The sequence below is a fragment of the Brevundimonas sp. KH_025 genome, from assembly GCF_057839885.1.
In genome coordinates this window covers 1271564-1295986 of the sequence record NZ_CM174501.1, presented here as the reverse complement: position 1 = coordinate 1295986, position 24423 = coordinate 1271564, and the positions used below count along the sequence as shown (strand labels likewise).

The following is a 24423-nucleotide window of genomic DNA, read 5'->3' as shown; positions in this document are numbered from 1 at the left end:
CGATGGGGCTCTATGTTCTTGCAGCCTGCGAGGCAGGCGACCGTGACGCCCTTGGGCGCGCAGCCACACTCAGGGAACTGGCCGTCTCGAACGGCATGACCATCCATGACCTGAGCGACCTCGTTTGGCTGGGCACAGCGGGCCCAAGGCCGCCCCGCCTGGTGTCCATTGGGTCCTGGGTGTTGATCGGCGATGTCATGGACCGTCGACGGACATCCAGGACGGCGCCGCCGGTCTGGGATGACGACCACGCCTATGAACGAAAGATGATCCGGCGGTTCTGGGGTCGCTACATAGGGATCCAGCTTGGCCCGCGCGGCCAGGCCGAAGCCGTCCTGCGTGACCCTTCCGGCGCGCTGGACTGTTTCATCTGGACCGCGTCCGCCCTGACCATTGTCGCATCCGATGCGCCCGACTGGCTCGTCCGCGCCACGCGACCGGATTGGCGCATCAACTTCGACCGCCTCGCGGATGCGCTCGTGGATCCGCTGGGCAGTTGGGCTCGCCCTCTCGTCGATGGACCGACGGGTCTCCTTCCCGGCGCCCTTCTCACCCTGCACGACAATACGCCCCCCACGGCTCTATGGCGGCCCGATGAATTCGCGCGCAACGGAGAAGGAGAATCCGTCGATGACGCCGAGGCCAGCGAACGACTGCACGAGGCAGTCGATGAAGCGGTGACAGGCTTTGCCTGGATCGGGAGCCCCCTGGCCGCGGAAATCTCCGGCGGCCTGGATTCGAGTATTGTGGCGAGCAGCCTCGCTCGATGCGAACACGCAGATGTCCGTCTATGGCTCAATGCCTACGGACCGGATTCCGAGGCCGACGAACGTCTCTATGCGAAGGCCCTGGCGTCCAAGCTTAGCATTTCACTGACGACGTCGCTCCGTTCACCGGCCCCCATTACGGAAGACATGCTCCTAAACCTCGGCGCAGGCCTGCGCCCTGGGTTCAACAGATTGGACGCTCCCAATGATGATCTGCTGGCGCGCCTATGGGCCGATGCAGGCGTAACCTCGGTCATGACCGGCAAGGGCGGGGACGCCGTCTTCGTCCAATCCGCGACCAACGACGTTTTCACCGAAGTCTGGCGCAAGCTCGGATGGCGCTCGGCCTTCTCTCCGGTTCTGCCGGCGCTGGCGCGCTGGAACGGCTGTTCAACCTGGTCGCTCATCGCCGACGCGAGGCGATCCCGCAGAACTCGAACGCCGTCGCTGGATCGCCCCCTTTCCTTCGCTTCCCCTGCACATGCCTCGCCGACGCCGCACCCCTGGCTCGCCGATTGCGACGACATCGGCCCGGCGAAGCGATATCAGATCGCCGGCGTCATCAATGGCGTCACTTTCAGCGCCCCCTCGCCACAGTCCGACGTCGTCGACCTGCTTCACCCGCTGCTGGCGCAGCCGGTTGTGGAGGTCTGCCTCTCGCTATCAACGCAGCGCCTCACCCTGGGCCGGCGAGACCGGGCCCTGGCGCGCCTCGCCTTCCGTAACCGCCTGCCCGCCGAGATCGCGGATCGCCGGTCTAAGGGAGAAATGACCGCCTATTACGGCCGCCGTATCGCCGCCAGCCTCGACGTCCTCCGGCCATGGCTTCTCGAAGGACGCCTGGCGTCCGAAGGCCTGATCGACCGGGCCGCCGCCGACGCCGTTCTCACCGAAGAAAGCCTGATCTGGCGAGGAGGCTTTGGCGAGATCATGATCGCGGCCGCTCTTGAGGCCTGGGTAAGGGAATGGGAGCGACGGTTGTCGACCGCGCCGTGACGGCGGCGTTTCCGCCAAGGGTCTCATCCAGCCATGACAGGATCTGGTGGTAGAGGTCGCGGATATTGGCCGGGCTCCAGTTGAAATGCCCTTCTCCCCAATAGGTCACGAGCCGAGCCGTCTGACCCTGCCGATGGAGCACGGTGAAGATTCGTTCTGATTGAGACATGGGCACAAAGTCGCGATCACCCGTGATCAGCAGAACCGGAGACCCGATCTTCTGCGCCTCGAAATAGGGGCTGCCGTCCTCAAAGCGATCCTTCGCATCCGACGGAACGCCGCCTGTCCCGCCCTGCCCGGTTTCAACCCACCCCATCTGGATTTGCACGCTCATCCCCTCCTCGGGCAGGGCACGGCTCACGGGATCGAACTCGCCCCACGACCCGAAGAGGTCCGTCACCGCTGACCAGGCCACATAGGATTGGTAGCGCTCCGACCGAGCCGCTATGGCCAGCACCGCCGTGCCGCCAAAACTATGGCCGAGGATCGCGACACGATCCTCTGGCAGGTCAGGCACAGCCTGCAGCACGGCGTCCACGGCCAGATCGACGCTGGCGAGAAAACTATCGCCCGCGTCCGCTTCATCCCCGCCCTCAGGCATGGCCGGCGAAAGGACCGCATAGCCCGCCGCCGCCAACAGGGGTGCCCGTATGCCGTAGAGCAAAACACGTGGATCGATATGGGCGTCATTGCTGACCGAGCCTGGATAGATGTTGACCACCAGACCTTTCACCTCCCCCGCAACCACGCCGACCGGCAGGGTCAGCCAGCTGCGCGTCTCCCGTCCCAGACGGTCGCGGTGAGCGACCGCCATCGGCCGGGCGAAGGCCCGCTCGGCGAAATCGGCGTTGACCGCGTCGATCGGCCGATCAACGCCTGACATGGAAAGCCACAGGGTCTCAGCCCCCTGGTTGCGGATCAGAGGCAGGACGGCCTTCTGCGAGGCGGCGCTGATCACCGAAGCCCCCTGCATCGGTCGGGTGGTCAAGACTCGCGAGCGACCATCAGCCTCCACAATGAGGACGCCTTCCTCGCCTTGCCGCCCCACGGCCCAGTCGCGGCGCGGCGCGTCGTTCATCCGCAGCCGCAGCGGTCTCATGTTGTCGGCGGGGCTGCCGTCCGTCAGCCGGACGTCAGGCGGCGAGATCCGCACCAAATCCCTGCCCGCCTCCGCCCGCCAAAGCGCCCCGTCGGCGAACATCAGCAGGCCTCGATCCGTCATGGCGGCCAAACGATCCGGCGCCCCCTGCAAACCGCCGGTCAGATTGCGCGGCGCCCTCCCAGACGCCAGGGCGTACCAGTCGAACCTCTGCCCGCCCGAAACCCGGGCACGCAGCACAGGGACCTCTCCCATCCAGTCCGCCTGGACCCCGCGCAGTTCATCGATGTCGCTTCCCTCCGGCAGGGCTTCGAGTTGACCATGATCAAAGGCCGTCATCTCGCCGTCGACGGCCACGCGCCGGAGACCGCCCTCACGCCATCCCTGTCCCTCCGCCCGCGCCCAGACCAGAACCGCATCCGAATTCGCCGACCATCGCAGCAGATGAAGGGCGACGTCCGCCTTGAGAGGCGCGGCCACGGCTCCGCTCTCCGCATCGATCAGCTTCAGGTGGGTCCGCCGCCGCATCGCATAGGCCCGGGCCTGATCCTGATCAGGGGGGATGGCGTCGTCCGCATGCAGCACCGCGATCCAGCGCCCGTCCGGCGCCCCCGCGACATCAAGGATCTCGCCTTCCCACAGGATGCGCGTCTGGGCCGTCGGCGTCGCCGCATTGACCTCGACCAGTTGCAGGGGACGCGGCGGAGTTTGGGCCGATGCGACGCCTCCGGCGGTATCGACGACGGTTCGGGAGGGCCTGCCCCCCTCGGCCATCACCGCCCATTGTCGCGTCGTCTCCGCCTGGCTCGCGCCGTCATGCCGGAGCATCCAGGGCAGGCTGCCGTCCGGCCGGATCGTCAGAACCAGCCGGTCGTCATCAAGCCAGGCCGCATGAGCGCCGCTGAAGGGCATGTCCGGCGCCAGACCCGTCCATCGCACGGTTCGGGCGCGAGGATCGGCGATCCCCGCCTCGAGACGGTCGCCCGCCAGCCTATAGACGAGCAGCCGCCGGCCGGACGGCGACCAGGGGCCGAGAAGAAGGCCGCCATCGCGTTCATGCGGCAGGAGCCGCTGGGGCGCGCCTCCCCCTTCGAGATCGACGATGAAGAGATCCGTGATCGCCCACACGGACCGGTGCCCCAGATCAAAGCGTGGCGCGCTGTCATATCGTCCGCGTCGTTCGTAGACGGCCCGCTCGCCGTCCGGAGAAATCGAGGCGACGCCGAAGGCCTCCATGGAGAGGACATCGTCAATGCCGAGCGGACGAACCTGCCCTGCAGCCGGCGCCGCCACGCAGGCGAGAGCGACCGCCGCCCAGGTCAGGCGGAAGAGGAAACCAGCCATGTGTCCGCCTCACCAGCGCCGAATGAGCTGCAGGGAGGCGACCCGACCCAACTGGTTGGCCTGTCCGGGATCAAAACCATAGCCCGTCCGGCCGTTGTGAAAGGGCGGATCCGCGTCAAACAGGTTTTGCACGCCCAGAGACAGGCTCAGACCCGCCAGCCAGCCCGCCGACGGTCGCCAGGTGAGCATGAGATCCGCCGTATTCCAGGCGTCGATCCTGTTCCCGACCTCGTCCGCATAGTCGGAGACGTGGCTCCAATGCAGGCTTCCGCTCAGGTCGTCCCGGCTCCAGGCCGCGCCGGCGCGGAACCTCAGCGCGGTAGGATAGCCGATCTGGTCCAGCACCGACCTGACCGCCGCCGTGGGCGTCATCTGGACCTCATAGTCGAGCAACCAGGACGCCGCAGCATCCAGGGTCATCACGCCGCCGCCCAGTTCGATCGGGTAGCGGGCCGACAGGTCCAGTCCCCGAACCCTGACCGAAGCCGTATTCAGCCAACGGCCGTCGAGAATGGCGCCGAAATTGGAGGGCGGAAACAGGCTGCCGAAGCCAAAGCCCGGCGCCGTGATATAGCTTTCGACGAGGGTCCGATCCGCCGGATTATTGGCGGCGTCGACAAGCTGAACAAAGGGCGCCAGGGCCGGATCCGTCAGGATGTTGGCGAGATTGCCGCTGGTCGGCCGTTCGATCCGGTCGTTGAACCTCGTGTCGAAATAGCTCGCGCTCAACACCAGGCCGCCGTCGGATCGATAGTCGGCTCCTGCCGTCCAGGTCTCAGCCGTCTCGGGCCCCAGATCCGGATTGCCGCCCGTCCGATAGATGGCCAGCATGCGCGAGCCGTCCTGACGAGGCACCAGGGTGGCGCCGGCCACCGGCGCGTCGTGGATCTGGGTCAGGGCGGGAGCCCGGAAGGAGGTTCCCCAGGACGCCCTCATCTTCAGGCCCGCCATGGGCGACCAGACCAGCCCCAGCTTGGGATTGGTCGTCGTCCCGAAGTCGTCGTAGTCCTCGACCCTGCCCGCAAGCGAGAGTTCCAGGCTCCGCAAGCCCGGTCGGCTGTTGGCGTCGCCAACGATAGGCAGACGCGCCTCGGCGAAGACAGCGCTGATAAGGCGATCCTGTTGGGGCACACGCCTGGTCACCGGCTCAAGGGTTGTCAGAAAGACGGTGGAAGCCGTCTGGAATGCCTCGCGTCGGACCTGGGCGCCGAGCGCAAGCTGCACCTCCCCGCCCGGCAGGGCGAACAACGGCCCCTCGATCAGGAGGTTAGCCGAGCTGGCCCGGCTGCGGTCAAGATTGCCGGAATGCCCCGCCCCGATGAAGTCGAGCACGGCCGCACCATTGGCCTCGCCCGCGCCGAACGGGTTGAAATAGCCATCGACCGAGGGGCGGTAGGTCGTCGCCGGATTGTCAGGACTGTTGCCCAGGGCTTCCTGAAGGAAGAGGGAATTGACCTGTCCCGATATCCGGCTCTGTCCCCTTTCTTCCGCATAGGCGAGATAGCCGTCCGCCGACCAGCCGCGACCGATCTCAAGCGCCGCTCCAGCCGTGACGCCCAGGCTTCGCGAGACGCCGGACTGACGCGAGGCCCCGAGGTCGCCGGAGAAGGAATAGGCCAGGGTGTGAGACGCGGCCCCGGACGGGGATACGAACCAAGGATTGGCCCGAGTGACCTGCAGGACGGTCCCGCCCGGAGAATTGTCGAAGCCATAGGCTCTGCGGCTGAAGCGAATATCCGCCGACAGGTCGAGACGATCGCCGATCGACTGGCGCAGACGCCCGTAGGCGCTGTGGCGCTCGATGTCCGGCATGAGATCCACGCCGAGCGAGGTCGCCTGGAGATTGGTCTGCCCCGCCGCGAAGTCCGCGGGCGTCTGCGCCGCGCCGCTGGCGCCCGGCCGGATCGCCCATTGCGACACATAGCTGGCGCGAGCGGGATCATAGGTGATGATGTTGCCCGGCGCGCTGAACAGGGTGCGCCAGTCCGATCCGCCAAAGGGGCGCAGGTCGCCGTCCGCCGTATAGGGGCGATCCAGCGAGCTCAGAGCCTTCTGGTGCTGATACTCATAGGAGAAGAGCGCCGATCCGCTGGACCAGGCGCGTCCGGCGAGATGGGAGGCGATCACCGTCTCCATCCCGCCTTCGGCGGCGGAGACCCGGACCCGGCTTTCCTGGCCGTCGAAAGCGCGGCGCATGATGATGTTGACCACGCCGGCGACCGCGTCGGAGCCGTACAGGGCGGACGCCCCGTCGAGGAGGACGTCCACCCTTTCCACCGCCGCCGACGGCAGGGCCGAAACATCCGCGAACTCGCCGCGAAAACCCGTCCCCGCCAACCGCCGGCCGTTGACGAGGACCAGGGTGGCGTCCGCGCCTAGTCCCCGCAGATTGACGCCGGTCGCTGCTACCCCGTTCGATCCGCCGCTGTCGGCCCCGGCCAGAAGGGCGCCCGTCGTCCCGCTGCCGGCGTAGTTCTGCGGCAGATCGGTCAGCACGTCGGCCACGGTTCCCCGGCCCCGCGCATCAAGCTCGTCCCGATCCAGCATGACCACGGGCGAGGCCAGTTCTCCGGACGCCTTCAGCAGGGTCCCGGTGACGACCACGTCGTCCACGACCGTGGCCTGATCGACCGCGCCGCCGCCCGCGTCCTGACGCCTCAGGAAGATGACGCCCGGACGCGTCTCCGACCAGACCAGCCCTGTTCCCGCCAGCATCCGGTCGAGCGCCGCAGACGGCGCATATCGTCCACGCAGCCCCTGGGTCCTCAGTCCCTCCACCGCCTCACCGGAGAAGAGGATCTGCTGATCGGACTGGGTGGCGAAGATGTTGAGGCCGTCCCGCAGGCTTCCTGGAGGAATATTGAACTCCCGCGCCTCTTGGGCGCAGGCGGCCGTGCTGATCGCCAAAAGGCTGGCGCCCAACAGGCTTGCGGATAATAGGCTGGCTCGTCTCATGGTCCTGGGTCCCCTCCACGCCACATGGCGTCAGAGAAGAGACGGCTCAGACCCCGGGCGACCCCGGAGCGCCCCCTGCATTTTTCGCGCTCGACAACACAATCCTTCCCTCCCCGTCCTTGGACGCCCTCAAGCCGAACACGGCCGAGGCCGTCGACACGAAGGCGTCCCGGTCCCCGGTCTTGAACACGCCGTTGACCGAGGCGCTCTCCCGGACGGCCGGGTCGAGCAGGATCTTGTCCGGCAGATAACGGTTCACCTCCGCCACCGCGTCACGCAGCGGCATATCCCGGAACACGATCCGCCCTTCTGTCCAACTGGTCTCAGTCTGGATGTCGGCGGCGCGGGTCACCTGGCCCTGAGATGTCACCCGGCTCTGCTGGCCGGCGGCCAGCCTCTTCGTCTCCCTACCCGCCCGACGCTCCGCCACATCGACGACGCCCGACACCAGGGTCACCTTCACGCCGGATCCGTCGCGGCGGACGTCAAAGACCGTCCCGACCGCCGTCACCTGCGCGCCGTCGGCCTCGACCACGAAGGGACGGCCGGCGTCATGAGCCACCGTGAACAGGGCCTGGCCCGCGTCCAGCTCCACCAGTCTCCGGTCGCCGTCGAAGCGCACCCGGATCCGGGAATTCGTGTCGAGCCTCACGTTCGACCCGTCCGCCAGTTGCACCAGACGCTGCTCGCCCACGCCGGTCGCGAACACCGTCCTGGACTGAAGCCATAATGCCCCGCCGACCGCCGCCGCCATGACGGCGCCGCCGACGGTCAATCCGATAAGGGTGCGCGGCAGCCGCCTCGGGCGCGCCGCGCCCTGCCTGCGGGACAGGGCCTCGTCCAGCGCTCGAGCGATCTCCGGATCATTCGCAAGCCTGCCGGTATCCCCCCAGATCTTCTCCACCCGCCGATAGGCGTCGGCGTTGGCCGGCTCGGCCCGCCAGGCGAAGAACTCCTCGATGGTCTGGGTGCTGACGCTTCGCGCGCCGAGGCGGGCGTGCCACGCCGCCGCTTCGGTCTCGCTGGTTTCAACCCGGATTTTCGGGTTGGTCATGATCACCCTCATCCTAGCGCCGAAGCTGGGCGGCGCAGTGCGCCAAGGCCCTGATCATGCGCCACTCAACGGTTTTGGGAGAAATCCCGAGCTGTTCGGCGATCTGCACATTCGTCAGTCCGCCGAACCTTGATAGCACAAAGACATCGCGCAGGGGCTCTGGCAAGCCGAGGACCAGTTGGCGCGCCAGAACCTCGTCGGCCTGGGACGCCGGTTCCTGGGCGAACCTCTCCGTGCCGCTGACCTCCCGGGCATAGCGCTCGCAATGAAAACGCCGCGCCTTTCGATCCGCCATCAGGTTGGCCGCTATCCGCAAAAGCAGGGCCTGAGGATGCCGCACCGCTTGCGCCGCCTGATAGGACGCGATGCGCAGCCAGGCCTCCTGCGCCAAGTCCTCGGCGTCCTGGGCTCCATAGCGCCGGGTCAGCCGCGCCCGAAACCATTGGGCGTAGCGGCCATAGAGGCCCTCCAGCGACAAGGGCGCGTCAGGCTGCAGCTTCTCCAATCCATCCGACACGGGCTCGCCTCCAGCTATGAGGCGAGCCCGGCCGAAGCACCGGGTGTTGAGAACATGCTCAAACACATGCGCCAACGTCTTTAGCCCGCGAGGAGCCTGGACATGCACGCTGGCCACGCCGCTGCCGCGAAGCGCGAAGTGGGATTTTCAGGATCTGCTCAAGCGAGGTTCTCACGCCTCGGCGTCAAATCAGACGCGCTCCAAGACTGAATAACGCGGTTTCAGTTGGCAAGTAAGATAATGGCGGTCTGAGAAATCTCCCACGACACCTCAATTGGGAACAAGGACGACAGACGCCTCAGGAACTCGAATTGCCAGACAGCACCGTGCTGGGATAGCCTGACAACGGCTGACGCAGCCACGAGGGGACAAGCGATCTTGGAAGGACTCAGACAGCCCTACGGCGACAGGCGCCTGACGCCCCCTGAAAAGCTCCGCTTTCAGATTCTGGGCTGAGAGTCGTGCCGGTTCCCGCAAACCCGAAAATCTACCACATCGTTCACGTGGACCGGCTCGCCTCGATCGTCGCCGGGGGCCTACTCCTGTGCGACGCTGCCATCGCAGCCCAGGCCGTCCCCGGAACCACGATCGGCATGAACACCATCAAGCAACGGCGACTCCGGGAACTTCGCCTGCAGAACCACCCGGACCTGCACGTAGGCGACTGCGCTCCGTTCTATTTTTGTTCTCGATCCGTCATGCTGTATCTGATATACAGGCGAAGCCAAGACCTCGCCTACAAGGGCGGACAAGAGCCGATCGTGCATCTTGAAGCAGACTTGCGAGCGACCGTGGCGTGGGCGGAGGCGAATAACCGTCGTTGGGCGTTCACGCTGTCGAACGCGGGCGCCTATTACTTCGAGGATCGCGTGAACCTGGACCAACTCGACCAGATCAACTGGGCATCGGTTCAGACCCGACAGTGGGCCGGCGCGCCCAAGGAGGGCAAGCAGGCCGAGTTCCTGCTCGAGCACAGCTTTCCCTGGCATCTGGTAGAACGCGTGGGCGTCTTCTCAAACGCCTTTGTCCAGCCGGTATCCGACGCCATGGGCCCTCAGGGACATCGCCCGCCCATCGAAATCCGGCGCGACTGGTACTATGGGGAAGCGGCATGATCGAATTCACCACAGGCGATATCCTACAGGCCGACGCTGAAGCGCTGGTCAATACGGTCAACTGCGTCGGCGTCATGGGCCGAGGCGTCGCTCTGCAGTTCAAGAATCGGTTCCCTGAGAACTTCAAGGCCTATGCCGCAGCATGCGCCAGCGAGGCGGTCCAGCCCGGCCGGATGTTCGTCTATGAGACGCGCAGCCTCACCAATCCCAAATTCGTCATCAACTTCCCGACCAAGCGCCACTGGAAGGGCAAGAGCCGGATCGAAGATATCGAGTCCGGCCTCAAGGCCCTGGTCGATGAAATCCGCGAGCGTGACATCCGCTCGATCGCCATTCCCCCGCTCGGCGCTGGACTAGGCGGTCTGAACTGGGCCGACGTCCGCCCCCTGATCATCGCAGCCATGGAGCCGCTCAGGGACGTCCGTGTCATGGTCTTCGAGCCCATGGCTGCGCCCGTGGCCACCAAGTCGCGCGATATCCCCGCAATCACTCCGGGCCGGGCTGCGCTCGTGGTCCTAGTCAATCGCTACCTCAGCGGCCTGCTGGATCCGTTCGTGACCCTGATCGAGCTGCAGAAGCTGATGTATTTCATGCAGGAGGCCGGACAGCCGCTTCGCCTGAATTACGTCAAGCACCACTATGGGCCCTACGCTGACAACCTGCGGCATGTGCTGGTCAAGATCGAAGGCCATATGGTCTCCGGCTACCACGACGGCGGCGATGCACCGGATAAGCAGCTCGAATTGGTTCCCGGAGCAGTGAAGGACGCCGAAGCCTTCCTCGCAGACGACCTCGAGACGAAACAGCGTTTCGACAGGGTCGGAAATCTTGTTGAAGGGTTCGAAACTCCCTTCGGGCTGGAGCTTCTGGCGACGGTCCATTGGGTCGCGACCCGTGAGCAGGCGAAGTCATCCGACGACGTCCGCGCCAAGGTCTATGCCTGGAACGAACGCAAGAAGCAGTTCTCCCCGCGTCAGATCGAGATCGCCCTCGGCGCCCTCAGTTCCAAAGGCTGGCTGAACGCGACCGCCCACTAGTCGCCAGCCTTGCACCGCAGGCGACGACACCGCCCGAGCGCCGCGTTCTTACCAGCTTCACTCCGCTTGAATTTTCCTGACAACGCGCCAACGAAGGGCACGTGGCGACCCGCCCAAACTGGCAGACATGATCGCACGGCCAAGCTTATAGTTGAGGGCCGTCGGGATTCCGACCTTTTCCCGTCTGGCATGATACGGCGGCGGCACGCAAACCGTCGCCGGGTCGCTCATCACCTTCTCCGGCCTATGCAGCATGACCCAGGCGGCTGTTAGCGGACGCCATGTGCGTCCGCCGAGGGAAGACAGCGGGCGCTAGCTAAACCCCAGCAGACACGCCCCGCACGTGAGCTTCCACGGTCAAATGGCTCAACTCATGCACCGTCTTCAATCGACGGCGCACTTCGTCGGCGGAGATCTCGCCTACATAGCTGACGATCGCGGCGTGGGCTCCAGGGCCGACCCGCCAAACGTGCAGGTCGGTGATTCGCGCGCCGCCTGGACCTTCGACCTCCTCGCGCACCTCGGCTTCAAGATGATCGTCGGTCCGGTCGAGCAAGACCGCCCCTGTGTCGCGGACGAGGCTCCACGACCAACTGGCGATGACCCCCGCACTGACAATGCCTATGGCCGCATCCAGCCAGGTCCAGCCTAGAAACCGCCCGGCAAGCAGGGCCACTATGGCCAGAACTGCAGTCAGGGCGTCGGCCAGCACGTGAAAAAAGGCGCCGCGCAGGTTGTTGTCCTGTCCGTGGCCGCGCGCGCCCTTGGCATGGTCGTGATGGTCATGGTCGTGGTGATCTCGCCCATGATGATGTCCCCCGGAGAGCAGAAGAGCGCTGACAAGGTTCACCGCCAGGCCGATCACGGCGACGACCGTCGCCTCGCCAAATGCCACCTCCTTGGGCTCCAGCAGCCGGATAACTGACTCCCAGGCAATGCCCAGCGCGACGACGCCGAGCACCAGGGCTGAAGCAAATCCCGCGAGGTCGCCGACCTTGCCGGTACCGAAAGTATAGCGTCCGGTCCGCGCGTACTTCTTAGCGAAGGCATAGGCGGCCGCCGCGACCGCCAAGGCCCCAGCATGGGTCGCCATGTGGAAGCCGTCGGCGAGTAGAGCCATGGAGTTGAAGATGGTCCCGGCGATGATCTCGCCCACCATCATCACCGCGGTGATCGCGACTACAATCAGGGTCCGCCGCGCATTCTCGTCGTGAGCATCGCCCAGATAGACGTGCTCGTGGACCAGAGCGTCGAAGTCGTTGTCGAAAGTCATGGCTCCTACTTTGCGTAACGGCGGATGGCGGCCAGCACGGCGACGGAGGCGAGAGCGACGGTGCCTCTCATGACGGCTTTCCATTCAGCGCCCAATGGGCGGCATGGGTCACGAGGCCTCAAAGTTGTTCAGCTTCCATTTCTATTGGCTGATTTACCAACCACCGTCTCGCCGGCTCTGGAAAGCGAAAAATCGAATCCGTAGCCTGTCGGCACATCCCACATGGTGGTTTCGTAGCGCAGGCCGCCGCGAAGCACGGCGGCCTGGAGCAGATCGTAAGCGCGCGGCAATTCGGCGTTGAAGGCCCCATCAAAGGCTGCCCGCTTCACCGTCCCTTCCCGTGCCAGGAGCGCGTGAAGGGTATCGACGAAGCTTTCGTCCGGCTCGAGAGCGCGAAGATCGCTAAGACCGAAACCGTCGGCGTCCGTCAGGCAATAGCCGATGCCGCGCGCCCCAAGATGGCGCTCCGCCGCTTCGGCCTTCGCCAGCGTGTAGCAATCCGCCAATCGCTTTCGAGCCTTGATTTCAATCACGAAGAAAAGGTCGTCGTCCACCCGGACCAGAACGTCCGGAAAATAGCTATGGCCTCGCCCCTCGAATTCGTAGGGGATCTCCAGCGGTTGTTCCAGGAACTCAGTCGCCATGACGCCGTGGTCCAACGCCCTGATCAGCCGCAACTCCCCCCGGCTGTCGTAGCCGATGTGCCGCCTAAGGCTGTTTGAGAAGAAGGACTTTTCAGTCTGGCAATCGCGAAGGGGCTGCATCCCTGAAAGATCGATGGGGCGTCCGCTCAGCCGCTCCGGCCACGCCGCCTTGCGTAAGATACCAAGCACAAAGGCGTCAGCCTTTTCCGTCCGATCCGAGACCTCGTCATCGCGTTTTCGCCGCCTTCGCGGCCGCTCCTCTCGACGGCGCGCGCGCTCGACCGTCATCGCCCGAGCAACCAGCTGGCGGGCGCCGTATGGGGCGGCGCCGCCACGACTGAGCACCGCCATCAGTACGAATTCCATGAACTCCCTGCGACAACCGTGTTGGGCGAGCTCAATCGCAAACCATAGAGGCAAAGACCGATCCGCCGCTTCGGGCGCGGCGTCCGTCATGGCGTCCAACACCCGCTTCGTCAGACTGTCCGCCTTCAGGACCCGCAGGCTCAACCTGCGTACGGCTTTCACAAGAATCTGCCTGATCCGCTCACGCGTCACGCCATATTCGGCGCCCAGATCGGCCAAGGTCCTGGGCGGATGCAGGTCAGCCTCCGGGGTGAGCTGCGCCAGAATGACCACGAGGGAGCGTTCGTCCTTGGCGTCGGCGCCCTCGGCCAAGGCTGCCGCATCGTGGCTCAGCGCGCACCAGAGCTGCTCGATCCAATCGCCGCCATGAGGGAAGTCCGCAGGCCAGGCGCTAAGCGCAGGCGTGGAGACAGGCGAGGGCTTCTTCGCCTCCCAGCTTGAGGCACGCAATACGCTTGATGTCGGCGGCTTGGCGCGCCTCCGTCGATCCGACGCCCCGCCGGTCACCTTCTTCGTGGTTAAGGCCGATCGAAACTCCGGCGTCGGGGTGATCAAGACTCCAGCCTCATCCCGCAGCCCTATGAGCTTCTGGCGGGACTGGATGCCGCCCGTCGTCCGGCCGTGCGACGCCGCCATGTCCTGCAGGGACTCGCCCCGGCAGGTCGCCGCGTACAGGCGCTGCTCCTCCTCCAGCGTCCAGGCCGTCCCGATATTGCTCGTCGACATATCTTCCCCTCCCCGCCGCGTAGGGCCGCAGTGCGACGGCTCAGCTCTTGTCAGCGTCCTGTTTGAGGGCGGCGATGCGGTCTCGGCAGGCGACTTCGACCAGGTCACGCAGCCGGCGGACGCCGTCGGTGAGCCAATCGAGGTCCTCAGGGGTCAGATCGTACTGGTCCGAATAGCGCGCCTCGACGTAGGCGCGTTTCAGCAATTCAAAGCGGCGTCGGTCAGGCCGCTGTTCCCTGGGCCAGGCGGCGGTCAGACGCTTGTCCGTGTCCTCGGCCAGCGAGCGCAGGAACTTGATGTTGTGGGATCGCGGAAAATAGAAGGTTTGGGTCAGCAGGAAGCAGGCATAGGCACGCTCCGTGGCCTGGTGCAGCAAGAAGGCCGCGTCCTTTCGATTACCTCGCTCAACGTAGAACTGGGCTCCGGCCAAAGCCTCAGAAATCTTCACACTCCACTGGTCAAAGGATTTCTGAGCCATCTCAACCGCCTGTTGCGGCGTCATCGGCTGCGGCTGCGCGAACGCATTGCCCGGCAACTGGTACAGGGCCACGCCGTCGCGCAGGATGTCGGTCCAGAAATACTCGCCCCTGGTCAGCGCCTGGTTCACCTCGGCCATTGTGTGGACGATGATGTTGACCGTCCGCCCCACGGCGGGATCGCGCAGGATCTTGTCCTCAGCAACGTACCAGTAGTCGGCGATATCGGTCAGCTTCTCATGGCTAACGATCACCAGCAGATCGAAATCGGACAGATAGCCATTGTCAGGCTCATCGACCCAATCGGTGCGGGCGTAGGATCCGAACAGGATGATCTTCAACACCCGGCCGTCGCGCCGCCAGGACTGGGTGCCCCCGCCCCCGCTTTTGATCGCGGCGTCGAATTCGGTCAGCAGGGTCGTCCGGACGCGCTCCAGCTCACGCTGCTGCTTGGCCGGCAGATGATCGAGGTCAGCCCGCATGGCGCCGCCCGCCCTGCGAACGCGGCGCCGTCGGATCGATCATCATGCCTGCCAGGTTCGTTCGCATCAGCGCCCCAAATCACTTCGGCAAAAGCCTACCCTGCCGCCACGCCTAGCGCCACAATGAGGGATGGTGTCCGCCGGGCTGTTGAGAACACGAGAGCTCGCGCGCCGACGCCTTTAGCTTTCGCCTGGACATAGCGACGGCCATCCGAGGGACAGGCGACTGTCGCTGGTACGGCATTCCGAGGCAAGTCAAACGCAGACGTGGTGTTTCACATTCTCGGTCAAACGATCGCTTTTTGCTCCGCCGCTTCCAAGAAGCGAACCATAGCCCTGAAGTCGCCCTCCAGAATTTCAACCGCGCCTTGGCCCGCCGCCCGCACATAGCTCCTGTATAGCGGCATAAGCTCCTGCAGATTGTCTTTGCCGTCGCCAGGTCGCACCAGTCCCTCGACGCGTCGCGCCGGCCCGCAAACCATGCGCACCGTATCGCTATCGACGTCGAAACGGCGGATCTCCCGCGAAACGATGGTGAGGAAGCTCCAGCCGCCGACGTTGGCATAGCCGTAACTCCACAGACTGTCAGGCATCGGACCGGGGGCCACCGGTTCGTCGAAGACCAACCGAGCGGTCAGATTGCCATCGGCAATCATTCCGCTGAGATCGGCGATCTCATTCCAGCCGTCATCGAGGTCCCTGACCGACAGTGTGAGGCCATCCGGAACGTCGGCGCCGGCCACAGCCTCCAAGGCCGCCAGCCCTTTGCAAAAGCGCGCCGCCCACCGGAAGCGCTCGGCCTCGCTCAGCTTGCATTCGCCCCCGAACCAGATCTGGCTATCCACGCGCACCTGGACATCAAGCGGCCCCTCGGCGAGCAGCCGGGCGATATCCAAGGCGTTGCGCAAGTCACGCAGGCTGCGCTGCTGGTCTGGAGACCAGTTCAGCGTCACGTCCCCGTCGCCGTCGAGCCGGCTCACCATGTCCAGAAAATCCGCCTGCACGCGCAGCTTGAAATGCTCGCGTGGCACGTCCCGGAACGTCGGCGCCACTACGGTCCCGTCGAGCCAAACTACCTCAGTTCCACTGCCCCGCACGCGGACACGGCAGGGCTTTGGGTCTGGCCGAATCGAGGCCGAAGTGGGCGCAAAGGAGATCAGGGGCTGAGCAGCGTCGATACCGAACCGGCTCTGCCTAACCGTGACATGCGTCACTGGTGCCTCTGCTCTGAGGCCGATCTGATGATCGACGACCGCCTCCCAATCGGAGATGTCGATGGAAAACTCTCCGCGGATGCCACCGTCTTCCATGCCGATGGTCTGGGCAATGACGTTCTTCTTCTCGGCATAGACGCCGCCAACACCCTCGATCTGCGCCCGCATCCAGGGCAGAAGATCGTCCGTGTGCTCGTCTTTGTCCAAAAATGTCAGAGGGAGACTCAAAGCGTTTAGGCGTGTTTGGCCAACCGATTCCGCGCGACGCACCCGTTTCAGGGTCTCGCCGATCAAGTCCGTCCAGAAATGCCGTGCGTAGATGCGCGCTGGCTCCGCCCCATCGACTGCGAGATAGAGCACGACGAAGCAGGGCTCCGGCGCTTTGGCGAACCGCAGGGCGTTGGACAACCTCAGCGAGGTGGTAGGCCGCCCCTTCCCCTTGGCTTTGATTTGGACCCGAGCGGATGCTCCGGCTGGCTGCATATCAGGCGGGAGACCCGGCAATCCTCTCGGCGCGAACTCGACCAGATAGTCCCAACCCGTGCGGTCCTGGGACGCCTTGTTGCGCGTTACGCCCTCAGCGGCGCACAGGGTGGAGAACCGGCTTTCCGCCCATTCCCCAAGGTCAATGATCGTCATGGCGTCGCCTTGCTCGGCCTCGCGCCGACTACCCGCCAATAGACCCGGATTCCCAACCGAAGAGAAAGCGCTCTACGGCTCAAGCCGTGTCTCGTACTGGCGGCATCACTGAATCCGGAATTGATTGTGACCCCGCTTGTGAGGTCTCTGCCTAGCACTTCTCCCTACCGGACAGAGCTTGCCACTACCCATCGCCCAAGCTGAGCCTTGGCTTCGTGCGGGTCCCAGTCTAGGGGTGTCGCAGGCTGGATGGAACCAAATGACGTCGCTACGCCCGAACCTCGTCAAGCGAATCGAACGACTGCCCAAGCCGACAAATGTCGCGGGAGCCATGCAACCGCTATTCGAAGCGATCAGCAACGCCATTCATTCTACCCAAGCTCGTTTTCCTGATGATGTCAGTGATCAAGGCCGAGTGGTCGTGACAGTGGCAACAGATCGAAAGAAGACAGATGTTTGGGCCACGGTGGAGGACAACGGCCTCGGCCTCAATGAGAAGAACTGGGACGCCTTCACCACCACGGATACCGACAACAAAATCCAGATCGGCGGCAAAGGCGTCGGCCGCCTGCTTTGGTTCGACTGCTTCGACAGCATCAAGGTCGAAAGTGTGTTCGACGGTCCCAGCGGACTGACCCGCCGAAAATTCGATTTCGTCCTAGCCGTTGATGATCAGATACAGAATGAGACCCTCCTGCCCGCGCCAGATGCGCAGGGCACGTCATTTCATGTTCGGTTCACAGGCCTCCGGGACAACGGATACGAGGCGAAATTTCCGGGACGCGGAAGCTTCGTCTTTCAGCACCTTACCTCGCACTTCCTGCCTACTTTCATCGGTAATCGCTGCCCGAACATCCAGGTCATCGTCGGGGACGAGACGCGGAACTATCCGGGCGACATCGACAAGATCGTGCACCGGCGCGAGCCCGAGATTGAGATCACAACGGAAGCCTACGGCGTCCTCAGACTGACAATGATGGAGTGCGACAAAAGCGCGAGCGCGGACTTGAAGGGATCCCATTTCATCCACTTCATCGCCCATGACCGGACTGTCCACTCTCAGTCCATCGACGGCAAGTTGGGGCTAAAAACCTTCGGGCCGGAAAACGATCGCGTCTTCCACGGCATTCTGACCGGTCAATACCTCGACAGCCAAGTCAATCAGGAGCGTACGGCCTTCCTCTTTGAGGACGCGGTTATCGAACGGATCATCAACGATGTGTGCGCGCCGTATATTGAGGCGTTCCTTGCAGAGCCACTGGCCCGACTGCGCGGATCCCAACGGGAAATAATCGAAAAGATCACGGAATCTTATCCCTCAGTGGCCTTCGGCGATACCGACGAGTTGCAGGCCAAATTGCCATCCGGGGAACTAAGCAACGACGCCATCTACGGCCATCTCTCGCGCGAGCGATTCCGGCGTGATGCCCGACAGGCCGAGAAGATCAGGGCCGTTCTGACGCGATTGAAGGGCGACAACGCAGATCCGTCCACTTTCGCGGATGCGATTTCGGAAGCTAGCCTCGCGATTGAGGACGCCGAAAGGAAAAGCCTGGCGGAGTATGTCGTCCGTCGTAAAGTCGTCCTCGACTTCATAGAAATCCTGCTGGAGAAGGTCCGAGACGACACTCGCGACAGCGCCTATCAGCGCGAGGACATTCTCCACTCATTCATCTGCCCCGTCCGGGTCAACACGATCGAAGGGGGGGATGGAAGAAAGGTCGAAGCTTCGGCATCACACGACCTCTGGATCGTCGATGAACGACTGACGTTCGCGCGCTACTTCAGCTCCGATGTCGATTTCAATACGTTGGCGAAGGCCGTCGAGAGCGATGAACGGCCTGACGTCCTCATTTTTGATTACGTCCATGGACTGCGACAGACAGACAGCGCCTCCAAAGTTCTGCTGGTAGAGTTCAAACGGCCGGGCCGGACGGCGTATGCCGATGACGAGAACCCCCAACTTCAAGTCGAACGTTATATCCGCCGCCTCCAGGGAGGAGGCCTGTCCGACGTGAAGGGTCGCCCTGTCCAGCTCAACGACCAGACGATATTTCACTGCTTCATCATTGCCGACATCGTCGGCAAACTCGATGAATGGACCTATTCTTGGCAGCGCACACCCGACGGTCGAGGTCGCATATATAGGCCCGACAACGGGTTCCGGGGCACAATCGAATTGGTGGGATGGGACGCATTGCTGGCTGACGCCCGTGCGCGAAACCAAGCCTTCTTCGACTCAGCAGGCATATCCGGAAAGAGCTTCTTTGGCACAGACTGACTCCTCCTGGGTGCCATTCTCGCACCCAGGGGTGCGCTCTTCGACGCGGCTTCCGGTAGGCACCCCCTGCCGCGCCTGAAAGGGGCAGATCTTCAAAGATGGAGGCCCATCTCCTTTTCTTTCACCGCCACCGCCATCCCCTGCCCCACAGGCGACAGCGCCATCGCCTCCCCAACCGCCAACGCCTGCCCTCCCACCTTCAGCCGCCCATAGTGCTCCACCCCCTGAGCATCCCGCACCACCACGAAAGGCGCAGCACCCGCCTCATCGTGGAACCCCGCCTTCACCACCACCCCTGCCACCTTCTCGCGCCCCAACAGCCGCACTTCCCGCGCCCCCTCCAGCCGACGCTGGTTCATCGTCCTGATGATGTCCCGCCGCACCTGAAGCGTTCGCAGCTTCATCTCCATCTCCGGATCGAGCCGGTAACGTCGCCCTGTCCGCACGGCCAGCCCCAGCCCCTCCAGATGCCGGAGCCGCCCCCGGCTCAGCGCCGCCCAGGCGGCGCCTCCTCCCACTCCGTCATCGATCATGCCGCCCGCATCCGCCGCCGCCAGCAGCCGACGGTCCAGCCCAGTGAACCGATCCGCCTGGGTATCCTTCCAGACCCTTCGCTCCGCCTCGACCCGCGACAGATCCCCCAGTCGTTCCTGCGCGACCTCCTGGGCCCGCGCCCGAAAGCCGTAGCCCATGTAGTCACGGGGAATGACCAGGTCCCGTCCGTCTGCGCGCCGCCCCCTCACCAGGACGTGGGCGTGCGGCTGGTCGGTGTCGTAGTGGCAGGTCGCCACCCAGCGTAGCTCCGGTTCGGCGAGATCCGCCGAGACCCGCGCCATGACCTCGCGCACATAGCCCCTCAGGTCGGCGATCCGGTCGCCGTGCTCCGGTGAGATGATGAAGCGGAAATGATGGCGGTCCCCGCTCCAGGCCCGCGTCTCGAGCGCCGCCCCCACCCCGTCGTCTGTACGGTCAAAGAAGTCTGGACGCGCCCCCTCGACACCTGCGCCCGACCGGCCGAGATAGGCGAAGTGCGCCGCCAGCGCCCCCGCCCGGGCCGCGGCCTTTCCGATGTGTCGCGATACCAGGGCCTTCACGATCACCCGCTGTCGGACGTCCATGCGGAAGGCCCTGCCCGACCGCCCCTGCGCCGCCCTGAGCACGCCTGCACGATCTCCCAGGGCGAACTGTCGCGACGCTGCCAGTCGCTGGAACATGCCCGTCCGCACCGGTACACGGTCGGTCTTCAGGGACAGGGGAAGGCGTACCTCGACGCCCTCAAGCTCTCGCGCCGCACCCGACGTCAACCGGTTCTCGATCGCCTCGCGGATGAGCATATCGCACCTCCCGAATAGGCCGCCGCTCCGCCCGATCCGGACAACTCGCCGCAAGTCATCCAGAGCCCGACCATCATCGACTAACCCATCGAAAGAATAGCGAAAAGGCGAAGCAGCCAACACCGCCTTTTATCTTGCCCTAAGCCCCTTTTCGCAGTTTCCCGGACATCATCGTCAACTCCCCCCGCACCCGATCAAACCTCCGCAAACGAAGCTCGCCAGGACTGCCCCCCAGACAAAGCGCCCGCCATGCCCTCTGCACGACACGAAGAAACCCGCCCGGCCGAAGCCGAGCGGGTCAAGTTCAGGGCCAGATCGCCCTTGTCTCTTCAGTGCGGTCGCGACCGAACCGCCAGATGCCGGACGCCCTGCTCCATCGCCTTCTGCCCGAGGTTGAGCGCAGGCCCGAACTGACGTCCGTCCGCCGACCGTCCCTCGTCGAGAGACCGTGCGAGCGTGAGGCAGCAGGTCGGCTCGAGCGCGATCAGTTCATCGTTGGCCCGGAACGGCGCCGCCTTGCCGTGGGCGTCGAAATCCGCCCGGGCGAGGATGAGCGTCACCCCCTTCTGCTGGGCCCATCGGATTGCCAGCTTCTCGGCGCCTCTCGCCCCGGTCGTCGCGAGCGCCATGTCCGGCCATTCCGCCAGGGCCCAGTTGAGGGCGTCGAAGATCCGGGCCGCGTCCTCAGCCGCATCCGCCGATGGCGCGCCCCGGAAGGCCACGACCGGTCCGGCGTGATACTGGTCTCCAGCCCTCCGGTCACGAACCGCCCGGATGGCCTGTTTGGCCTCCAGCTGCGCCGCCGTCAGGAAGCTGCCCCGGCGACTGCCTCTCCAGGCCGTCCAGACCTCGCCGCTCGCCACCGTCCAGGCATCGGAGGCGGCATCTCGGATTCTCTCCGCCGCCTGCATCGCCGCATCTCCCGCCCGGGCCTTGGCGGTCGCCTCCTGCAGTTCCACGTCCGCAGCCTCCGAGCCGTCGAAATCGCGGTCGAGCCGGCGCATCACATCGCGCGCCCGGTCTGCGTCCCGTTCGATCCGTCCGGCCGCCGAATGGAAGGCGCCGATCAGGGCTTCGCCGAGAAGCGTCTGGAAGTCCTCCAGCGCCGTGTCCGCAATCACGTCCAGAAGTTCGGTCATGAGCGCTCGTCCGAGCTGAACCAGGGCTTCCTCGGAGGCCTGCGGTCGCTGATCGCCGAGCGCTGCGGCCAGGTCGTCGAAGCCGGAAACTGACTTCGGGGCGAAGGCCGTGGTGAAGGCGGGGTTGGAGCTGTGCATGATGTCGTTCCAGTTCTGAATCGCCGAAGCGCCCCATGCGCAACGACCCCATCCCTGACCACGTCGGGGCCCCCGGCAGTCACCGAAGCGGTCCTCCCTTGAGGGCCGTTGAGGGAAACGGCGAAGCCGTTGACGGCCGGGGTGACGTGTCAGGATGGGAAGTCGTTGTGTGGGGGCATGTCCTCGTCCATCTTCGGACGAGGACGCCTTTCGGCGCCGTCGCGCCGACAGCCACGCAATCCATGCGGCCGCCCTGGACCGCGACGACGGCCCCCGGCCGTGGCGCTGCACGCTGCGGCGAGCCTCATTCGAAGCCGCCCATCCTCAGCAGGCTCTCGGCGGTGCAGGACCGCTTCTGATAGCCGACCTCGGCATGGGCTGCGCAAAAGGCGCCGCGCGCAACCGGACGACCACACAGGCCGAACCCCGCCTCGCCGGCATGCCCGTAGGGCCAGCGACATTGGCCGAAGCCGACCGCCAGGATGGTGGTCGTCGGACCGGGCGGCGTCGGGATCAGCGCCGCCGAAGGCGCGCCCATCGCCCTGATCCTGGGCGGCCCGGACGGACGCGCCGCAGGTCGCGAGGCGGCGCCCGCCCCCCGACGCCGTTTCTCGCGCGATGTCCCCGCAGGACGCCCCCGCCGGGCCTCCGGTCCACGGACCAGGCCCAGGCGATAGACCTTGCCCAGAACGGCGCAGCGGGAGACGCCGGGTCCCAGCGCGCGGGCGATCCAGGCCGCCGTGCGGCCCTCCTTCCAGAGGGCGATCAGTCGCTGGGTATTCTCAAAGGTCCAGATAGCGGAGGTCATGGCGACGCTCTAGATCAGCAAGCCCGATCGGCTCGCCCGACCCCGCCCTTCCTTTCCCCTTCCGTCGGCATGAGCACGGCCCGGACCAGGGGATCCGGGCCGCCGTGTCGTTGAGGATCAAGTCGCAGCGAACGGATCGACCTCGCGATGGATCGGCTGCGCGCGTCCCATCCACGGCAAGGGGCGGATGGCCCGAGCCCAATCGGCGAAACTCGGAATGAAGCCGAGGTCCTCGCGCACATGCTGTTCGCCGATCAAACGCACCGGAACGACCCGGCCGGTCGAAAGGGTCAGCGTGGGCCCAAAGAAGCGCTCCAGCATGAAGATGCCTTCGGCATGATGCCGAAGCGCGCGGTGACGAAAGTCGGCAGTGATCGCCTTGGATTCATCGAACCAGTTGTGAAGAGGCAGGAACTCATCCGCCTCCCCGCCCCAGCGTTTCGCCGATGACAGGGCGTGATGATAGCAGTGTCCCATCATCGCCCCCTCAGAACCTGTGCTCGGAGCCGTGGATTTCCGTCACCCGTGTGTTCATCTCGAGATGGATGCCTCGGGTCGCGACATCGAACACGAAGGTCCCATAGCCGCCCTCGTTGTTCTCCCAGCCGATGTGGCTCTGAAAAAGACAATCGTAGGCGAGGGTTTCGATAACGTCACGGACGCTCTGGTCCTGATAACGGGGCGCGCCGTCCGGGCCATCCAAGAGGTGCAGGGATAGGGTGTCGTCGGGCAGGTCGACCGGCGCGCCGTCTCCGGTTTGAGCTTCGATCGATTCGATCTGCCCGGAGTCGCCGCCGCCATCGAACTCGACCTGGACGCGGACGACGCCCGCCGCCGCAAGCCGATCAAACAGCGTCGCCTTATTCTCGGCCAGCAGAACGGAAACCCGGCCTTGCTCCTCCGCCAGCCTGGCGAAGACGTCCGCGACATCAATCATGAGGGGGTCATTCGGGGTCATGGGAACATCCTGAAAAACCGCCTGGAACGCGCACGCGCGTTCCAGGCGAAAAAGATCGATCCGCGTCAGCGGTCAGAAGGGAATGTCGTCGTTGAGATCGTAGCCGTCCGCGGTCCCGACCCCAGTCCCGGACCCCGTCACGTCGTCAGACGCGGCGTCGTCGTTTCCAGAGCGATCGCGCCGGTTCTTCAAACGGATGTCGGCGACGATCAGGCGCAGGTCGAAGTGTTCGACGCCATCCTTGCCGGTCCAGCTGTCATTCTCGACATGGCCCTGGATGACGACCCGGCTGCCTTTGCGGGCATAGGGGGCGATATAGTTCTCCGCCGTCGCCTCGTTGAAGCAGACGCAGTTGAAGCCGGTCGTCCGCTCGCCCGGTTCGCCGTCGGCGCGGCGATAGCGGGTGGTCTCGAGCACGCGGAAGCTCGCACGCTTGCGGCCGGATCCCTGAGCCGAGAGGATGGAAGGTTCGGCGGCCAGATAGCCTTCGATGACGAGGGTCTGCATGGTCAGTCTCCTTGAATGAGGGGGATGATTCAGGCTGCCGCGCGGCGGCCCTTGCGCAGCGGCGCCGGCTCGGCGGTTTCGCCGGGCGCAGCCGCCGCGCCCGGCACGCCCGATTCCGCGGCCTTGTCCCCGGCCCAGTCGAGGACGGTCAGCCGGTTCACGACCAGTTCCTTGGCGGCGCGTTCGGTCCCGTCCCTGGCCGTGTAGGCGGTGTCGACAAACGCCCCCACGACCAGGGCCTCGCAGCCCTTGGCCAGGGCGCGGGCGATGACCTTCTCGTTGAGGCCCCGGGCCCAGCTGACGCAGTTGACGCCGACAATGCGGTCCTTGCCGCCCGCTTCCACGCCGCGTTTCTCGAGCAGCCGGAATACCGCCTTGGCGAAATCCGGACTGATTTGGGGGTCGGCCGCGAGCCGGCCGGTGAACACCATGGTCTGCATGTCAGTCTCCTGTTGATCCGAAGCGCCGGGGAGCCGTTCTCCCTCATCCCGCTTCAACCGAGACCTCCCTTCCTCCCGTCCTCCTCCTGACCGGACGGGGCCTTCGCCCCGCCC

At 65.1% G+C, this 24423-nt stretch carries 19 protein-coding genes; 4 read left to right on the top strand and 15 right to left on the bottom strand.

All coding sequences use genetic code 11. From position 1 onward, the window contains the following. Window positions 1-2: 2 nt before the first annotated feature. Window positions 3-1763: an asparagine synthase-related protein gene (locus tag AC3IS2_RS06505; protein ID WP_489199835.1), complete on the top strand. Its 1761-nt coding sequence runs from the start codon at window positions 3-5 to the stop codon at window positions 1761-1763. Here AC3IS2_RS06505 and AC3IS2_RS06500 read toward each other — a convergent pair. The 4 genes from AC3IS2_RS06500 to AC3IS2_RS06485 form a co-directional block, all read right to left on the bottom strand. Beyond that, window positions 1696-4206 (bottom strand): alpha/beta hydrolase family protein, encoded by a 2511-nt coding sequence (locus AC3IS2_RS06500; protein WP_489199833.1) that lies wholly within the window; start codon window positions 4204-4206, stop codon window positions 1696-1698. The genes AC3IS2_RS06505 and AC3IS2_RS06500 overlap by 68 nt on opposite strands. A 9-nt stretch (window positions 4207-4215) precedes the next feature. Continuing rightward, complete coding sequence (locus tag AC3IS2_RS06495) at window positions 4216-7113, bottom strand: TonB-dependent receptor (protein ID WP_489199832.1); 2898 nt, start codon at window positions 7111-7113, stop codon at window positions 4216-4218. A 94-nt stretch (window positions 7114-7207) separates the two neighbouring features. Next, a complete protein-coding gene (locus tag AC3IS2_RS06490) occupies window positions 7208-8215 on the bottom strand; it encodes a FecR family protein (RefSeq protein ID WP_489199831.1) in 1008 nt (335 codons plus the stop codon). A 13-nt stretch (window positions 8216-8228) separates the two neighbouring features. Next, window positions 8229-8720: an RNA polymerase sigma factor gene (locus AC3IS2_RS06485; protein ID WP_489199830.1), complete on the bottom strand. Its 492-nt coding sequence runs from the start codon at window positions 8718-8720 to the stop codon at window positions 8229-8231. Between the two features lie 473 nt (window positions 8721-9193). Here AC3IS2_RS06485 and darT point away from each other — a divergent pair, with 473 nt between their 5' ends. Beyond that, window positions 9194-9847, top strand: a complete 654-nt coding sequence (darT, locus tag AC3IS2_RS06480; protein WP_489199829.1) for a type II toxin-antitoxin system toxin DNA ADP-ribosyl transferase DarT — start codon at window positions 9194-9196, stop codon at window positions 9845-9847. Continuing rightward, the gene (gene darG / locus AC3IS2_RS06475) at window positions 9844-10884 is read left to right on the top strand and encodes a type II toxin-antitoxin system antitoxin DNA ADP-ribosyl glycohydrolase DarG (protein WP_489199828.1); all 1041 of its coding nucleotides are present in this window, start codon (window positions 9844-9846) and stop codon (window positions 10882-10884) included. The genes darT and darG overlap by 4 nt, the downstream gene beginning before the upstream one ends. Window positions 10885-11200: 316 nt before the next feature. On the opposite strand, the gene dmeF is transcribed toward darG, so the two are convergent. The 4 genes from dmeF to AC3IS2_RS06455 form a co-directional block, all read right to left on the bottom strand. After that, window positions 11201-12157, bottom strand: a complete 957-nt coding sequence (gene dmeF / locus AC3IS2_RS06470) for a CDF family Co(II)/Ni(II) efflux transporter DmeF (RefSeq protein WP_489199827.1) — start codon at window positions 12155-12157, stop codon at window positions 11201-11203. A 128-nt stretch (window positions 12158-12285) separates the two neighbouring features. After that, window positions 12286-13893 carry a Tn7 transposase TnsA N-terminal domain-containing protein gene (locus AC3IS2_RS06465; RefSeq protein ID WP_489199826.1) on the bottom strand — a complete coding sequence of 536 codons (1608 nt, stop codon included), beginning with the start codon at window positions 13891-13893 and terminating at the stop codon, window positions 12286-12288. A 40-nt stretch (window positions 13894-13933) separates the two neighbouring features. Further along, window positions 13934-14851: a HEPN domain-containing protein gene (locus AC3IS2_RS06460; RefSeq protein ID WP_489199825.1), complete on the bottom strand. Its 918-nt coding sequence runs from the start codon at window positions 14849-14851 to the stop codon at window positions 13934-13936. 287 nt (window positions 14852-15138) lie between these two features. Continuing rightward, window positions 15139-16704 carry a hypothetical protein gene (locus AC3IS2_RS06455; RefSeq protein WP_489199824.1) on the bottom strand — a complete coding sequence of 522 codons (1566 nt, stop codon included), beginning with the start codon at window positions 16702-16704 and terminating at the stop codon, window positions 15139-15141. A 259-nt stretch (window positions 16705-16963) separates the two neighbouring features. Between AC3IS2_RS06455 and AC3IS2_RS06450 the strand changes: the two genes are divergently transcribed. Further along, entirely contained in the window at window positions 16964-18985 is a 2022-nt protein-coding gene (locus tag AC3IS2_RS06450) for an ATP-binding protein (RefSeq protein ID WP_489199823.1), read from the top strand. A 92-nt stretch (window positions 18986-19077) separates the two neighbouring features. Here AC3IS2_RS06450 and AC3IS2_RS06445 read toward each other — a convergent pair whose 3' ends face one another. The 7 genes from AC3IS2_RS06445 to AC3IS2_RS06415 all read right to left on the bottom strand — a co-directional run bounded on the left by AC3IS2_RS06445 (window position 19078) and on the right by AC3IS2_RS06415 (window position 24309). Beyond that, window positions 19078-20319, bottom strand: coding sequence for a DUF3363 domain-containing protein (locus tag AC3IS2_RS06445; RefSeq protein WP_489199822.1), 1242 nt, complete (start codon window positions 20317-20319; stop codon window positions 19078-19080). A 329-nt stretch (window positions 20320-20648) separates the two neighbouring features. Continuing rightward, the gene (locus AC3IS2_RS06440) at window positions 20649-21596 is read right to left on the bottom strand and encodes a DUF2493 domain-containing protein (RefSeq protein WP_489199821.1); all 948 of its coding nucleotides are present in this window, start codon (window positions 21594-21596) and stop codon (window positions 20649-20651) included. Window positions 21597-21900: 304 nt separating this feature from the next. Beyond that, window positions 21901-22404 carry a GcrA family cell cycle regulator gene (locus AC3IS2_RS06435; protein WP_489199820.1) on the bottom strand — a complete coding sequence of 168 codons (504 nt, stop codon included), beginning with the start codon at window positions 22402-22404 and terminating at the stop codon, window positions 21901-21903. Between the two features lie 117 nt (window positions 22405-22521). Further along, on the bottom strand, window positions 22522-22884 hold the full coding sequence (locus AC3IS2_RS06430; protein WP_489199819.1) for a DUF6915 family protein: 363 nt from the start codon (window positions 22882-22884) through the stop codon (window positions 22522-22524). Between the two features lie 7 nt (window positions 22885-22891). Beyond that, window positions 22892-23362 carry a DUF6878 family protein gene (locus tag AC3IS2_RS06425; RefSeq protein ID WP_489199818.1) on the bottom strand — a complete coding sequence of 157 codons (471 nt, stop codon included), beginning with the start codon at window positions 23360-23362 and terminating at the stop codon, window positions 22892-22894. 72 nt (window positions 23363-23434) lie between these two features. Then, entirely contained in the window at window positions 23435-23869 is a 435-nt protein-coding gene (locus AC3IS2_RS06420; protein WP_489199817.1) for a single-stranded DNA-binding protein, read from the bottom strand. A gap of 29 nt (window positions 23870-23898) precedes the next feature. Then, window positions 23899-24309 carry a single-stranded DNA-binding protein gene (locus tag AC3IS2_RS06415; protein WP_489199816.1) on the bottom strand — a complete coding sequence of 137 codons (411 nt, stop codon included), beginning with the start codon at window positions 24307-24309 and terminating at the stop codon, window positions 23899-23901. Window positions 24310-24423 lie beyond the last annotated feature (114 nt).

Coding starts and splice junctions, on each gene's coding strand:
- AC3IS2_RS06505 (WP_489199835.1), top strand. CDS start 3: ATGGGGCTCTATGTTCTTGCAGCCTGCGAGGCAGGCGACCGTGACGCC.
- AC3IS2_RS06500 (WP_489199833.1), bottom strand. CDS start 4,206: ATGGCTGGTTTCCTCTTCCGCCTGACCTGGGCGGCGGTCGCTCTCGCC.
- AC3IS2_RS06490 (WP_489199831.1), bottom strand. CDS start 8,215: ATGACCAACCCGAAAATCCGGGTTGAAACCAGCGAGACCGAAGCGGCG.
- darG (WP_489199828.1), top strand. CDS start 9,844: ATGATCGAATTCACCACAGGCGATATCCTACAGGCCGACGCTGAAGCG.
- dmeF (WP_489199827.1), bottom strand. CDS start 12,157: ATGACTTTCGACAACGACTTCGACGCTCTGGTCCACGAGCACGTCTAT.
- AC3IS2_RS06465 (WP_489199826.1), bottom strand. CDS start 13,893: ATGTCGACGAGCAATATCGGGACGGCCTGGACGCTGGAGGAGGAGCAG.
- AC3IS2_RS06460 (WP_489199825.1), bottom strand. CDS start 14,851: ATGCGGGCTGACCTCGATCATCTGCCGGCCAAGCAGCAGCGTGAGCTG.
- AC3IS2_RS06455 (WP_489199824.1), bottom strand. CDS start 16,704: ATGACGATCATTGACCTTGGGGAATGGGCGGAAAGCCGGTTCTCCACC.
- AC3IS2_RS06450 (WP_489199823.1), top strand. CDS start 16,964: ATGACGTCGCTACGCCCGAACCTCGTCAAGCGAATCGAACGACTGCCC.
- AC3IS2_RS06445 (WP_489199822.1), bottom strand. CDS start 20,319: ATGCTCATCCGCGAGGCGATCGAGAACCGGTTGACGTCGGGTGCGGCG.
- AC3IS2_RS06440 (WP_489199821.1), bottom strand. CDS start 21,596: ATGCACAGCTCCAACCCCGCCTTCACCACGGCCTTCGCCCCGAAGTCA.
- AC3IS2_RS06435 (WP_489199820.1), bottom strand. CDS start 22,404: ATGACCTCCGCTATCTGGACCTTTGAGAATACCCAGCGACTGATCGCC.
- AC3IS2_RS06430 (WP_489199819.1), bottom strand. CDS start 22,884: ATGATGGGACACTGCTATCATCACGCCCTGTCATCGGCGAAACGCTGG.
- AC3IS2_RS06425 (WP_489199818.1), bottom strand. CDS start 23,362: ATGACCCCGAATGACCCCCTCATGATTGATGTCGCGGACGTCTTCGCC.
- AC3IS2_RS06420 (WP_489199817.1), bottom strand. CDS start 23,869: ATGCAGACCCTCGTCATCGAAGGCTATCTGGCCGCCGAACCTTCCATC.
- AC3IS2_RS06415 (WP_489199816.1), bottom strand. CDS start 24,309: ATGCAGACCATGGTGTTCACCGGCCGGCTCGCGGCCGACCCCCAAATC.